We start from the raw sequence: 13,259 nt of genomic DNA on the forward strand, positions 1-13,259 counted from the left end.
TCAGAGTTCCAGATCGTACACGCCGGCGAACGAGAAGCGTCCAGGGGCGAGCTCCTCGAACGCCTCCCGCTCCTCGGGTGGCATGGACCACGCGAGCCCGCAGTCAGCGCGGATGGCGGTGGGCGTCGGGATGATTCTTCCGAGCACGCCGGCCTCCCTGCAGCAGCGCTCGCACTCGAGCGCCTCGTGCGTCGAGTCGAACGCGGCGACCGCGCGGCGCCTCAGCCTACGCGCCATGGGCCTCGTCCCCCTCGTCGGACTCGTCCTCCGAAGCCAGCTCCCCCAGCGCGCGCAGTGCCAGGTCGACTTCGTCGGCCGTGGTGTGGTAGCCAAACGAGAAGCGAACGGCCCCCGTGTCCTGCGTCCCGAGTGCGCGGTGCATCCTGGGCGCGCAGTGGCCGCCGGCACGCACGGCAATGTCGTAGTCCTCGTCCAGCGCCGCAGCGAGCGAGGCGGAGTCCCATCCCTCGAGGTTGACGGAGACGACGGGCGCATGGTCACGCCCGCAGTCGGAGCCGTCCAGCAGGGCCAGGTCCGACGGGAAGCTGCCATAGACGCGCACAGCGGGAATCGAGCGACAGCCCCCGACGAACCGGCGCACGAGCGCGAGGTCGTGGGCGTGAATGTCATGGAGGCCCTCGGACCACACGAAGTCGGCCGCGGCGGAAAGCCCCGCGATCCCGTGACCGTTGAGCGTACCGGCCTCAAGGCGCTCCGGGAATGCCTCGGGCATGCCCTCCTCGAAGGACAGCACGCCCGTACCGCCAGACAGGAGCGGCTCCACGTCGGCGCCGGGCGCCACCAGCAGGCCACCGGTCCCCTGCGGCCCCATCAGGGCCTTGTGCCCCGTGAAGGCCAGCAGGTCGATGCCCAGCTCGTCCATGCTGATGGGACGTGCCCCGGCGGTCTGCGACGCGTCGAGAAGGACGAGCGCGCCGGCGTCGTGGGCCGCCTCAACGAAGCGGCGGACGTCGGCCACGTTGCCCGTCAGGTTCGAGGCGTGGGTGCATGCCACCAGACGCGTTCCGGGCGTCACGAGCCTGTCCAAGGCGTCGTAGTCAAGCCGGCCGCAGGCGTCGGCGGGGACAAAGTCGACCCGTACGGATGAGCGCTCGGCAAGGTAGTGGAGCGGACGCAGGATGGAGTTGTGGTCCCAGTCCGTCGCCACCACATGGTCGCCCGCACGGACGACGCCCGCGATGGCCATGTTCAGGGCCATGGTGGCGTTCTGGGCGAAGACGACGCGCTCGGGATGCGAGAACCCCAGCACGCGCGCCACGCGCTCGCGGGCCAGCATGACCGTGCGCGCAGCGTCGAGCTCGCCGCGGGCGGCACCGCGCCCCGTGCTCCCCAGGGAGCGCAGGGCGGAGGTGACGGCGTCCACGACGCAGTCAGGATGCCAGTATGAGGTCGCCGCGCAGTTGAGGTACGTCATGCTCTTCTCACCTAGATACTCGCCTGAACTTGGGTGGCCAAGCCTAGAGGACGCTCACGCCGGGATTGCTCGAGAGGATCTGCGCGATGGCGTAGAGGTTGGTGACGCCACCGACCGCGAGCTTCTCGCGCAGGCCGTAGAAGTCGAGGCAGGTGCCGCAGGTCAGGATTTCAGTGCCGCGGGCCTCGAGTTCCTTGATGTCCTCGAGCGACTCGGAGCCCTCGCAGGTGAGCGACGCGCCGCCGTTGTAGAAGAGCATCGTCTTGGGCACGCTCTCCTGGTGGGCCAGGGCGTAGATGAGCCCCTTCATGAGGATGTGGCCCAGCTCGGCATCGCCGCGGCCCATGGCGTCGGAGTCGACCGCGATGACGGCCGCGGTGGTCGCGGGAAGCTCGCAGTAGGCGGACGCCTCCTCCTCGGCTGAAGCGGTGGAGGCGGTGGCGTTCTCGCCGGGGGTGAACGTAAGGACGGACTCGTCGCCACTCTTCTGGACCTCGAGGTCGATGCCCTTGCCCTGCGCGAGGCGGGTGAGGTTGCCCAGCGCGACGGAGTCGTTGACGGTGACCTTGAGGGACTCGCCGGCGGGTAGCTTGGCCAGGGCCTCGAGGGTCATGACGACGGGCTTGGGGCAGGTAACGTTGCGTGCGTCGATCTCCATTGGTGATGCCTTTCCCTTGTGCGAGGCGCCGCCGCCGGGTGGGTGCCCAGGCGACGGACGCCAGCAGGTCGTTTCTCTGCATTCGATTGTATATCTCGCCAAACTTTCTGTTTGGCGTAAGGCCCAACGGCTCCCGCCGCAAGCTCGGCCGCAGCGGGATCGTGCGCGAGCCCCGTGCTACAGCATCTCGAGGAAGGCCTCGATGCGGGTCTTGAGCTGGCCCTCGTCGTCGGCGGAATAGCCCGTCGATATGTGCATGTAGGGAATTCCCGCGTCGCGCGCCGCGAGCTCCATCCCCGTCGCCTCCATATCGTACAGCGTACAGAACTGCAGCGAGCAGTCGATGATGCCGTCGGCGTTAAGCTCGCGGGCCATCCTCAGGACGTCCTCCTTGCGGCCGTCGTTGGGGGTGAAGATGGCGCACTGGATGTTGAGGTAGCGGTCGGCGATGTCGTTGAGCATGTCATCAATGGTCGCGCCGTCCTCGGGAACGAGGTCCTTGTAGTAGCGGCTGCCGGTGCAGCACTCCTCGCCGACCACGACGGCGCCGCTCTTCTCGATGATGTTGAAGAGCTTCCAGTTGGGCACCGCCATCGGCGTGCCGGTGTAGAGGATGCGCTTGGCACCCTTGGGGGCCACGCCCTCCCCCGCCTCGACGCGGGCCTCGCACTCCTGGGCCATGTCGTTGATGGCGCCGGTCAGGCGCACGGAGTCGTCCATGAACGCCGCCTGTATGGTGAGCAGACAGTCAAGGCCGCTGATGGGAACGGGGTCGGCGGCACGGGTCTGGTCTAGGCGCTTGAGGGCGAGGCGCTTCTGGTTGGCGAGCTTGATGGCCGCACGCAGGGACTCCTCGGTGATCTTCTGGCCGGTGAGCTCCTCGATGCGCCCCGCCAGGCGCTTGACCTCGTTGCGCCACTGCTGGCGCGTGTCCTCGTTGCGGACGTGGGGAACGTCCATCACGAAGGTGTCCTTGAGCTTGCCGAACTCCTCGTAGGCCTTCTTCTTGCCGTCGCAGGTGTTCTCGCCCACGACGAGGTCGGCGGTCTCGATGTAGGGGCAGACGCTCGCGAGCTTGAAGCCCATGAAGCCCTTGATCAGCGGGCAGGTGTTGCGCGGAACGAGCTTCTCGGCCTCCTCGGGCGCCCACTCGGCGCCGGCACAGAGCCCGACCTCGACCGCGCCCGCGGCGCTGATGATCTCTTCGGGAACGTAGAGGCAAAACGAGCCCACGACCTTCTTGGGATCGCCGGCCTCGCGGCCCTCCACGAGCTCGCGAATGCGGCCCGAGTGGATGTTGCTCGCCACGAAGTCGAGGTACGAGGTCGACTTGGGGCGGTTTCCCTGCGTGAGGAACATGTCCCCATACATCTGCCCGACGGCCGCAAGGAGGCCGTCGTGCGCCTCGACGTCCATGCCGAGGCTCCCCCACATCTCGCGATAGTCGTACTCTTCCTGACCTGCCATCATGGCTCCTCTCCGTTGCGTCATGACGTTCTGCATTATTCTTGCGAAAATATAACGATTAGCTGCATTGATACAGCAATGCAGAAACTATACTAATTCGTTGTAAGTGTAACTAACTACTAATTAGGTAACCGGAGGCAACGCCCTATGAGCGGTACGCAGACAGGCGAGAAGGACGCAGGCATCGGGGCCGTAGGAATCGACGTGGGCTCAACCGCCACCAAAGCCGCGGTGGTGCAGTGGGGAGAAGTGACCCACACCCTGGTCGTGCCGACGGGCTTCTCGGGCGTGGACGCGGCATGGCGCGTGCGCAAGGAGCTCGCCGCGCAAGGCGTGCCCGTAGACGAGCTCCCCGTGGTGGCGACGGGATACGGCCGCGTCTCGGTGCCCTTCGCAATCAAGACCCTGACCGAGATCACCTGCCATGGCCGCGGGGCCGCATGGCTGTTCGCTCCCGACGGCACCGTGATCGACATCGGCGGCCAGGACACCAAGGTCATCGAGCTGAGGGCAGGGCGCGTGTGCGACTTCGCCATGAACGACAAGTGCTCCGCGGGGACGGGCAAGTTCCTCGAGGTCATGGCAACGCGCATGGGCGTCGCCATGGACGAGCTGTTCGAGCTCGCAGCCCAGGGCGAGGGCGCCCAGATATCGAGCGTCTGCACGGTCTTCGCGGAGTCAGAGGTGATCTCGATGATCGGCCGCGGCGAGCCGAGGCAGAACATCGCCCACGGCGTGGTCGAGTCCGTCGTGGCGCGCGTGGTGTCGCTCGCCGGCAAACGCGCGGGCGGAAGCTGCTTCCTGACGGGCGGCCTCTGTGGCGAGCCCTACCTGGTCGAGCGTCTCTCGCAGCGCCTGGGCACACAGGTCGCCACCTGCAAGCAGGCGCGATTCGCCGGGGCCATCGGCGCGGCCCTGCTCGCCTAGCGGGGCGGCAGGGCCGAGGCCCGGCAGCAGCCTCGCTAGGCTCTGCCGCAGTCGGCGGGGCCGTCCCTCAGGATGCGCAGCCCGTGCGCGACGGGGCCCACGACGGCCGAGAGGTTCTCGAGCGCCGCCTTGGGGCTCCCCGGCAGGTTGATGATGAGCGTGGAGCCACAGATACCGCAGGCCTCGCGCGAGAGGCAGCCCAGCGGCGTGATCTCCATCGAGGCGGCGCGCATGGCCTCGGGGATGCCCGGCACCATGCGCTCGCAGACGGCCATGGTCGCCTCGGGAGTGACGTCGCGGGGCGAGAAGCCCGTGCCCCCCGTGGTCAGGACCAGGGCACAGTCGCGGCCGACGGCCTCCTGGAGCGCCCACTCAATCTGGTCGCGCTCGTCGGGCACGACGCTCAGGCGCCGGACCTCGTAGCCCTGGCCCTCGAGGTACTCCACGAGTGCAGGACCGCTCGCGTCCTCGCGCTCGCCGCTCGAGCAGCGGTCGCTCACGGTGATGACCTCGGCCACCCTCACGGGCGCGTCGTGGGCATCCGATGCGTGATGCGCGTGGTGGGCGTGGATCGCGCCCTTCTCGACGATCTTGTCCTTATCCATGGAATCGCCCTCCAACTCGTTGCCTCCCGATGCGCTACTTCCCGAAGGGGCAGACCGGATAGGTGCAGGTGGGGCAGCCCAGGCACATGCCGCCCTCTCCCAGGACCTGGAAGTCGCGCTTGGTCAGCTCGACGCCCGCGACGATGCGGGGCAGGACCAGGTCGAGCACGGTCGCCTTGTTGTACATCGCGCAGCCGGGGACGCCCAGCACGGGAACCTGCTTGCCGTCGCGCCCGTCCAGGTAGCCCAGGAGCATCATGGCACCGGGCAGCACCGGGGCGCCGTAGGTGACGATGCGGGCGCCGGCGCGCTTGATGGAGCCGGGCGTGTTGTCGTCAGGGTCGACGCTCATGCCGCCCGTGCAGAGCACGAGGTCGACGTCGCGCTCGACGGCGTCGTGGATGGCCGCAACTATGTCGTCCATCTCGTCGCCGGGCTTCGCCTTGACCACGGTCTCAACTCCGAAGCTCTCGAGCTTGGCCCGCATGACGGGAGTGAAGCGGTCATCGATCAGGCCCTGCTTGACCTCGGAGCCCGTCGCGACGATCGCGGCGGTCTTGAGGACGTAGGGCTTGACGCACATGAGGGGCTCGTCGGCCGCGGCTGCCTCGGCGGCCTTGAGGACCTCCTCCTTCACCACCAGCGGGATGACGCGGGTTCCGGCAAGCTTGTCGCCCCTCCTCACGCCGAAGTTGCCCTTTCTGGTGGCGACCATGACCTCGTCGAAGGAGTTGACGGCGATCAGGCGCTCGCTGTCGAGCATGAAGACGCCGTCGCAGGCGGCCTCGATCATGATCTTTCCCTCGCTGGGCTCGCCGGCAACGGCGGTGCCCTCGCCCAGGCAGAGCGCGGCAAGGCGATGGGCGGCCTCATCCTCGTGCAGCATGCCGGGGGTCATCTCCCACACGTAGAGATTGACCTTGCCCATGCCCAGAAGCACCGGCACGTCCTCCTGGGTCACCACGTGGCCCTTCCTGAAGCGCGGGCCCTTGTAGCGCTTCTCGCCCTCGGGAATGATCTGCGTCATGTCGTGGCAGAGCACGTGGCCCACTGCGTCGACGGTCTTGATTAGCTTCATCTCAACTCCAATGGCTTGGGCGCGACCGCGCCCGGTTGTCGCTTGGCTCAGCCCCTCCGCGGAAGGGCTATGCCTCCTGCTGCGGGACGACCCTCACGACATCGCCCGCACGCACCTCTCCGTCGCGGACGACCACGCAGAAGATGCCCTCGGTGGGCATGACGCACATGCCCGTGATACGTCTGATCTCGCAGTCGTTGTGGCAGGTCTTGCCAATCTGCGTGACGACTAGGCGTGCGCTTCCCGCGTCGAGTGTGGTGCCGACGGGAAGCCCCTTGAGGTCCATACCCCTGACCAGGATGTTCTCGGCAAAGTCGCCCGCGTTGAGCTCGAGCCCGCGCTCGCGCATAGTGTCCACGGCCTCGTCGGGCAGAAGGCTCACCTGGCGGTGCCACCTGCCGGCATGTGCATCGCCCTCGATGCCCAAGCCCACGCGCAGGCGAAGCGCCTCGACCGGCTTCTTGCGGGTGCCCTTCTTGGTGCTGACGCAGGTGGCGACGACGCTCCCCTGCCCTGTGACGTCCTTCTCCATCGCTACCTCTCCTCGTCTCTCACGAAGTGCCCGCTCTTGCCGCCGTCCTTCTCGGCGAGGCAGACCCTCTGGATCACCATGTCGCGCTGGACGGCCTTGGCCATGTCGTAGATCGTCAGGCACGCGACCGAACAGGCCGTGAGCGCCTCCATCTCGACGCCCGTCTCGCCCTTGCAGCGGCAGGTCGACTCGACCGCTATGCCGTCGTCCTCCCAGGCGAAGCGGATGTCCACACCCGTCAGCTGGATGGGATGGCACATGGGAACGAGCTCCCAGGTGCGCTTGGCCGCCATGATGCCGGCCACCTGGGCGACGGCAAGCACGTCGCCCTTCTTGATGCCGCCCGTGCGGATGAGCCCGAGCGTCTGGGACGTCATGCACACCTTGCCCGTCGCGCGCGCCATGCGCTGCGTCTGGTCCTTGGCCGAGACGTCCACCATACGTGCACGCCCCTGCTCGTTGAAGTGGGTGAGCTCCATGCTCATCCTCCTATCCTGCTCATGCCGCGGGCCGAGTCGCTCGCGTGCGTCTGGTCAATGTTGGAGCGCCGGGGCTTGTGCATGATCGCCTGGCGCAGCGCCTGCTCGAGCGCCTCGCCGTGCAGCCCGCGCAGGGGGATCTCCTCCGCGGAGTGCAGGCAGGGCTTGAGCCTTCCCTCGGCCGAGAGGCGGATGCGGTCGCAGCCGGCGCAGAACTTGTGCGACACCGGGCGGATGAGCCCGACCGTCCCCTTCCAGCCCGGCACGCGGTAGAGCTCCGCGACGCCCTGGGTGCCCGCGGGCACGGCGCCCGGCAGCTGCAGGAGCACCTCATCGGCCGGCACGAAGCGCGAGCGGGGCCAGGCCGCGCACTCCCCCATGCGCATGAGCTCGATGAACCTCACGCTCATGGGGCGGTCCTTGGCGAGCGACGCCAGCGGGAGAATGCCCGCGTCGTTCACGCCGCCCATCAGCACGCAGTCGACCTTCGTATCGGCAAATCCCGCGCGCTCGAGCGCGGCGAGCCCGGCAAGCGCGTCCTCAAGCCTCCCAACGCGCGTGATCTTGCGGTAGAGCACGGGATCCAGGGTGTCGAGGCTCACGTTGACGCGCGTGAGACCCGCCTCCCTGAGGGGCGCGGCCAGAGGCGCCAGCAGCGTCCCGTTGGTGGTCATGTCCACCTCTTCGATGCCCGGGACGGCCGCGATCATGCGAACCAGCTCGACGACGTCCTGCCGCACCAGGGGCTCGCCGCCGGTAAGGCGCACCTTGCGCACGCCCAGCCGCGCAGAGGCGGCCACGACCTCGGTGAGCTCCTCGAAGCTCATGAGGTCATCATGGTCGAGCATGGGCACGCCGCAGCCGGGCATGCAGTAGACGCAGCGGCAGTTGCACCTGTCCGTCACCGAGACGCGCAGGTACCGGATGTTCCTTCCGTATCCGTCAATCATGGTGCCGGAACCTCCTTCATCGCTTCGGCCCGAGCGTCGTCCGTCAGGGGCATCACGTCGGCGGGGGCCACGGCGAGGCAGACGCGACCGTCCGCCCCAAGCCCCTCCCTGACCGAGCGCCACTCCCCCTTCTGCAGCTCCCAGCGAAGGCTTCCGCCCCCGGGAGTCCTCACCATGACAATCGTCGAGAACGTGCTCTCGATCACGCGCTCGACGGCGCCGGCGATGAGGTTCTTCTCGCCCGCCCGCTCCGCAGTCAAGGAGGACGTGGCCACGCCCTCGGGACAGTGCCTCAGGTAGTGGGCCCTGATGCCCGCGTGCGTGGCATTCCGCACGGGAAGCGTCGTGCGCAGGGTCACGCCCCAGTCCTCGCAGCGCAGAAGCCCCTCGCCGCGGGGGGCCGCGCGCGAGACGTTTTTGCAGCCCGAGATGAGCGCCGCGGCGAGCGTCCGGGGAGCCTCAAAGAGCTCGCGGATGCCGATGCGCGGCTCCCCGCGGCCGTCCGAGATGACGCAGACCGTGTCGCAGAGGCGGTAGACCTCGTCACGGTTGTGCGAGACGAGCACGACCTCGCCGCCGAACGCCCCCAGCGTGTCCGCGAGCTCCATCTCGAGCTGCCAGCGCAGGTAGCCGTCGAGGGCCGAGAACGGCTCGTCGAGCAGGATGACGTCCGGCCGGCTGACCAGGATGCGGGCCATGGCGCAGCGCTGTTGCTGACCGCCGGAGAGCTCGGCAGGGCGATGTCCCTCGAGCCCCTCGAGGCGCATGCGGCGGATTGCGTCACGCGCCGCGGCCTCACGCTGGTCGCGCGGAAGCGCGTGGGCCGCGGCGAGGACGTTCTTCCAGACGGACATGTTTGGGAACAACGCGTAGTTCTGAAACAGGTAGCCCACGTGGCGCTCCTGCGGCGGAAGGTCGACGCGCGCGCTCGAGTCGAACAGGACGCGGCCGTCCAGCACGATGCGTCCGCTGTCGGGGCGCTCGACCCCCGCGATGCACTTGAGGGTCATCGACTTGCCGCAGCCCGAGGGTCCCAGCAGGGCCAACACGCCCGCGTCCTGGGTGTCGAAGGAGACCTCGAGGGCGAAGTCGCCCAGGCGTTTGCGAATGTCTACGCTCAGCGACATCAGCCCACGCTCCTTCGACGAACGCGCGGGGCGGCGCCCTCGCGCTGGCGTGCCTCGAACATATTCATCGCGATCAGGACCACGGCCGAGATCGCAAGGTTGACCAGCACCCACTGTAGGGCGAGCGCATCGTCACCCGTGCGCCACAGCTGGTAGACCGTCGTGGAGACCGTGGCTGTGCTGCCAGGCGTGTAGCCGGCGATCATCGAGGTGGCTCCGTACTCGCCCAGCGCGCGAGCGAAGGCCAGGACCGAGCCGGCCACGATGCCCTGGCGGCAGCACGGCAGCTTGACGCGCCAGAACACCCAGGCGTCGGACCTGCCCAGGGTGCGAGCGGCGTCCGCCAGGGTCTGGTCGAACGACTCGAAGGCCCCGCGCGCGGTGCGGTACATCAGCGGGAAGCTGACCACGACCGTCGCGAAGACCGCCGCGTACCACACCATTGTGAGCTTGATGGAGAAGGTCTCCATGAACCACAGACCCAAGGGGCGTCGTGGGCCCAGCATCAAGAGGAGCAGGTAGCCCACGACCGTGGGCGGCAGCACCAGCGGCAGGGTGAGGACGACGTCGAGGACGGCCCTCACCCCGCGCGGCGCGCGTGCCACGAGGTTGGCGAGCCAGATGCCCGCAAGGAACACGACAACCGTCGAGGCGGCCGCTATGCGAAGCGAGTTGAGGAGCGGATACCAATCCATGGGAGGCGTGACCTCAGCGCTATGCGTTGGCAAGCGGGGTGAAGCCGACCTCCTCGAAGCACGAGCTCGCATCGGAGGTCTTGAGGAACTCGAGGAAGCTCTTGGCGAGCTCGGGCTGCTTGGAGCCCTTGAGCACGGCCACCGGGTAGACCACGCGGCCGCACATCTCCTCGGTTGCCTCGTCGACCATGTCGAGCTTCGCGGAGGTGGCGTCGGTCTTGTAGATGACGCCGCAGTCGACGGCGGCCTCGCTCACCTGCGTGGTGACCTCCTTCACGTTCGTGCCGTAGGTGATGCAGCCGGCACTTGCGAGTTCAGCCTCGTCGAGCTTGTAGTACGCGAGGATCTTCTGGGTGTACTGGCCCACGGGAACGTCGGAGTTGCCCATGCCCAGCAGGAGCTCATGGGAGCCGAGCATCTTGGCCATGTTGTCGAAGTTCTGGACGCCCTTGGGGTTGGCGTTCGGGACGCAGAGCGTGACCTTGTTCTCGAGGATGTCGAAGCGCGTGTCATGGTCGACGAAGTCGAGGCCCTCGTCGTTGTCCTTGGTCGCCTTCGCGTCCAGCTGGTTCATCTGGAGCTGTCCGGCCGAGATGAAGACGTCGCAGTCCGCGCCCTCCTGAATCTGGGTCTTGAGGGTGCCCGAGGAATCGAAGTTGAACGTGACGTCGACGTTCGCATTCTGCTGTTTGAAGATGTCGGCCGCCTTGGTGAGCGACTCGGTCATCGAGGCTGCGGCGAAGACGGTGAGCGTACCGCCCTCCTGGGACTTCGCGGAGCCCTCGTCCTCGACCTTCTGGTCGCCCTTGGTGCCGCCGCAGGCCATGAGGCCCAGCGAGCTTGCCGCCACTCCCATCGCGCCCACGAACGTGCGTCTGGTGCAGGAACTCTTCTGCTCTGACATGACCCGTCTCCTTTGCGATTGTGATGCCTATGGTGTTGGGCTTAGTCCCCTGGCTGTAGCCAGCTCGAACAACCGTCCCTACGTGCCTGGGGAAGCGGCCATCGCCCTATGCGAAGCCCCCTGTCGGGTCGAGTCATCGGGGGCGTTGCGTAATGCAGAATATAACGTGCTCTGACAATTTTTTTGGCAGACTAACAAATTTGCGTGCCAGAGTTCGGCAAACGGTAAAAACTTGGTAACGAAGTCGCGGCCTCGTATTGGAACGATATGACCACGCGGCTAGCAGGCGGTGTGCGAGGCCTGGTGCGGCCTGACGGGACGCAGCTCGGCGCGGGCGCGAATCATCTCAGCCGCAATGGAGATGGCAATCTCGGGAGGCGTGACGGCCAGGATGTCATCACCAATGGGAAGGTGGACCGAGTCGAGCCACTCCTTCGACACGCCGCGCTCGGCAAGCGTCTTGCGGGCGAGCCCCGCCTTCCGTCGGCTGCCGATGCAGCCGACGTAGGCAGGCCGGATGGGAGCAAGCTGCTCGAGGACGTCGATGTCCCAGGCGTGGCCATGCGTGGTCACGACCGCGTAGTCGCGCGTGTGGATATCGACGTAGTCCGCGATGCGCCTGAGGTCGGCGTGTATGACCTTCTCGGCATGCGGGAAGTCCTTCGGAACCGCGACGCCGGCGCGGTCGTCCAGGATGACGACGCGAAAGCCCACGCTCGCGAGCACGGGCGTGAGTGCGCGGCCCACGTGGCCGCCGCCGAAGACGTAGCAGACGGGATCTGCCCCGACCGGCTCGGCAAAGCGATGGCCCGCCTCGTCCCAGGCGACGTCCTCGCCCAGCAGGGACCCGAAGTCATCGGCGGCACCGTCCGCCGGGCACGAATCGCCCGCAAGCATGACCTCGGGCGTACCCACGACGGGTCCGGACGTGACGTCGCCGACAGGCCAACGCTCGAGCAGCCATGCGGTGCCCTCGCTGCCCAGGACGTCCGCCAGACGGCGCAGGAGCCCTTCTCGTCCGGCGTCCCAGCAAGAGATTCCCACCAGGGCGTCGCCACCGCAGGCCATGTCCGTCTTGGCGTGCGTCATCCACTCGAGGGAATCGGGCTCCTCCCCGGCCAGCACGCGGCGGCAGCGCTCCTGCGCCATGAGCTCGATCTGCCCGCCGCCAACGGTGCCCAGCCAGCTGCCGTCCTCGATCAGCGCCATGCGGGCGCTCGCGCCGCGCGGCATCGAGCCGTGCGTCGCCAGGATGGTTGCCAGGGCAAAGCGACGACCCGCCTCAAGCTCGCCCAGAAGGCGGGTGACGAAGGCACGGTCGCGCATGGTCTCGTGGGAGTCGGTAAGCATGTGAATCCTCTCTATTGGTGTCGCGGCCGCCATCGGCACGCCACGGTTCGTCGCAGGCTAGCGGGAACGTGCGACGTCGGCATCGCCCTCGAGGCGCCGCGAGAAGCGCAGGATGGCCTCGAGCACGCCGCCGCCGATGGAGTGGGCCTTGTCCGAGACGGTGAAGCAGTGGCCCACCTTGCCGCGCGGGTCGATGTCGCCGGACTTCATGTTCTTCGTAACGTGGCAGCCCCTCTGCAAGAGGCCGCGCAGCACGCCGTCGATGGTCGCGTAGAGCGGCTCTCCGGCGACCGTGGCGACAAGGTCGCCCTTCTTGACCACGTCGCCGATCTTTGCGACGGGCTCGAACAGGCCGTCGGCGGGCGCGCGCAGCACGCGCTCGGTCGAGAAGCCGCCAATGTTGCCGGGGACTCCGGTGTTGGGGATGGCCGAGCCGTCCAGAATCACGCGACCCAGGTAGTGGCCGCGCTTGGTCTCGACAACCGCGTCGCAGTCGGCGCTGGAGCTCGTCCCCGCGTGGAAGCCCGGGCCCACGCCGATGACGATGGGTGCCATGTCCTTGGTGGTGCCCAGGTTGACCTTGGCGAGAATGGCGTCGACCACGACCTCGGGACGGAGCCGTGAAATGCAGGAACCCTCGGGGTCGACAAGCACGGCGATGTCCTTCTTGCCATTTGCATCCCCACGAGCCACGCGAAGGGCCTCGTCCGCGCCGCGGCAGAGCACGCCCCGGACGCCCTCGACCGTGGCCTCGCCCAGGCGCACGGCCTCGCTGAAGCACACGGTGCGCCTGACGGAGGTGGGCTCCGCGACGTCGGTCATGACGATGTCGGCCCCGGCACTGTGGAGGCGCACGGCGATGCCAGAGGCCAGATCGCCCGCGCCACGAATCACGATCAGCATGTGATGTCCTTCTCCCCCAACAGACAGGTGCCGCCACGTCGCGCAGACGCGGTGGCGGCCTTGGAAACGGCTATGTGATCACATTCTAGGCAAGGACCATCGTTAAGGGGACGACATCTCAAGCGCTGCGATCGTTCCGCAGGAGTCGG

The 13,259-nt window shown here is 67.6% G+C and carries 15 protein-coding genes; 1 reads left to right on the forward strand and 14 read right to left on the reverse strand.

The genetic code is table 11. The annotated features are described in order from the left end of the window. The 4 genes from B5D13_RS04170 to B5D13_RS04185 all read right to left on the reverse strand — a co-directional run bounded on the left by B5D13_RS04170 (position 1) and on the right by B5D13_RS04185 (position 3,560). On the reverse strand, positions 1–237 hold the full coding sequence (locus tag B5D13_RS04170) for a putative Se/S carrier protein (protein ID WP_078687070.1): 237 nt from the start codon (positions 235–237) through the stop codon (positions 1–3). Then, a complete protein-coding gene (locus tag B5D13_RS04175; RefSeq protein WP_078687071.1) occupies positions 227–1,435 on the reverse strand; it encodes an aminotransferase class V-fold PLP-dependent enzyme in 1,209 nt (402 codons plus the stop codon). The genes B5D13_RS04170 and B5D13_RS04175 overlap by 11 nt, the downstream gene beginning before the upstream one ends. Before the next feature lie 43 nt (positions 1,436–1,478). Next, on the reverse strand, positions 1,479–2,093 hold the full coding sequence (yedF, locus tag B5D13_RS04180) for a sulfurtransferase-like selenium metabolism protein YedF (RefSeq protein ID WP_078687072.1): 615 nt from the start codon (positions 2,091–2,093) through the stop codon (positions 1,479–1,481). A gap of 177 nt (positions 2,094–2,270) precedes the next feature. Continuing rightward, entirely contained in the window at positions 2,271–3,560 is a 1,290-nt protein-coding gene (locus B5D13_RS04185; protein ID WP_078687073.1) for a double-cubane-cluster-containing anaerobic reductase, read from the reverse strand. 147 nt (positions 3,561–3,707) lie between these two features. Between B5D13_RS04185 and B5D13_RS04190 the strand changes: the two genes are divergently transcribed. Then, positions 3,708–4,487: an acyl-CoA dehydratase activase gene (locus tag B5D13_RS04190; RefSeq protein WP_234970681.1), complete on the forward strand. Its 780-nt coding sequence runs from the start codon at positions 3,708–3,710 to the stop codon at positions 4,485–4,487. A gap of 35 nt (positions 4,488–4,522) precedes the next feature. Here the strand turns inward: B5D13_RS04190 and B5D13_RS04195 are convergent, their stop codons facing one another. The 10 genes from B5D13_RS04195 to yqeB all read right to left on the reverse strand — a co-directional run bounded on the left by B5D13_RS04195 (position 4,523) and on the right by yqeB (position 13,110). Continuing rightward, on the reverse strand, positions 4,523–5,092 hold the full coding sequence (locus B5D13_RS04195; protein WP_078687074.1) for a MogA/MoaB family molybdenum cofactor biosynthesis protein: 570 nt from the start codon (positions 5,090–5,092) through the stop codon (positions 4,523–4,525). 34 nt (positions 5,093–5,126) lie between these two features. Next, entirely contained in the window at positions 5,127–6,170 is a 1,044-nt protein-coding gene (locus B5D13_RS04200; protein ID WP_078687075.1) for a molybdopterin-binding protein, read from the reverse strand. A gap of 67 nt (positions 6,171–6,237) precedes the next feature. Further along, positions 6,238–6,702: an MOSC domain-containing protein gene (locus tag B5D13_RS04205; RefSeq protein WP_078687076.1), complete on the reverse strand. Its 465-nt coding sequence runs from the start codon at positions 6,700–6,702 to the stop codon at positions 6,238–6,240. A gap of 2 nt (positions 6,703–6,704) precedes the next feature. Continuing rightward, positions 6,705–7,181: a cyclic pyranopterin monophosphate synthase MoaC gene (moaC, locus tag B5D13_RS04210; protein ID WP_180363873.1), complete on the reverse strand. Its 477-nt coding sequence runs from the start codon at positions 7,179–7,181 to the stop codon at positions 6,705–6,707. Positions 7,182–7,183: 2 nt separating this feature from the next. Then, a complete protein-coding gene (gene moaA, locus B5D13_RS04215) occupies positions 7,184–8,131 on the reverse strand; it encodes a GTP 3',8-cyclase MoaA (RefSeq protein ID WP_078687078.1) in 948 nt (315 codons plus the stop codon). Further along, entirely contained in the window at positions 8,128–9,258 is a 1,131-nt protein-coding gene (locus B5D13_RS04220; protein WP_078687079.1) for a sulfate/molybdate ABC transporter ATP-binding protein, read from the reverse strand. The genes moaA and B5D13_RS04220 overlap by 4 nt, the downstream gene beginning before the upstream one ends. Beyond that, a complete protein-coding gene (gene modB / locus B5D13_RS04225; RefSeq protein ID WP_078687080.1) occupies positions 9,258–9,953 on the reverse strand; it encodes a molybdate ABC transporter permease subunit in 696 nt (231 codons plus the stop codon). The genes B5D13_RS04220 and modB overlap by 1 nt, the downstream gene beginning before the upstream one ends. A gap of 19 nt (positions 9,954–9,972) precedes the next feature. Then, the gene (modA, locus tag B5D13_RS04230; protein ID WP_078687081.1) at positions 9,973–10,857 is read right to left on the reverse strand and encodes a molybdate ABC transporter substrate-binding protein; all 885 of its coding nucleotides are present in this window, start codon (positions 10,855–10,857) and stop codon (positions 9,973–9,975) included. Positions 10,858–11,136: 279 nt separating this feature from the next. Then, on the reverse strand, positions 11,137–12,207 hold the full coding sequence (locus B5D13_RS04235; protein WP_078687082.1) for an XdhC family protein: 1,071 nt from the start codon (positions 12,205–12,207) through the stop codon (positions 11,137–11,139). Between the two features lie 57 nt (positions 12,208–12,264). Next, positions 12,265–13,110, reverse strand: a complete 846-nt coding sequence (gene yqeB, locus B5D13_RS04240; protein WP_078687083.1) for a selenium-dependent molybdenum cofactor biosynthesis protein YqeB — start codon at positions 13,108–13,110, stop codon at positions 12,265–12,267. Positions 13,111–13,259 lie beyond the last annotated feature (149 nt).

The sequence above is a fragment of the Olsenella sp. KH1P3 genome (assembly GCF_900167315.1).
GTDB classification, from domain to species: domain Bacteria; phylum Actinomycetota; class Coriobacteriia; order Coriobacteriales; family Atopobiaceae; genus Olsenella_J; species Olsenella_J umbonata_A.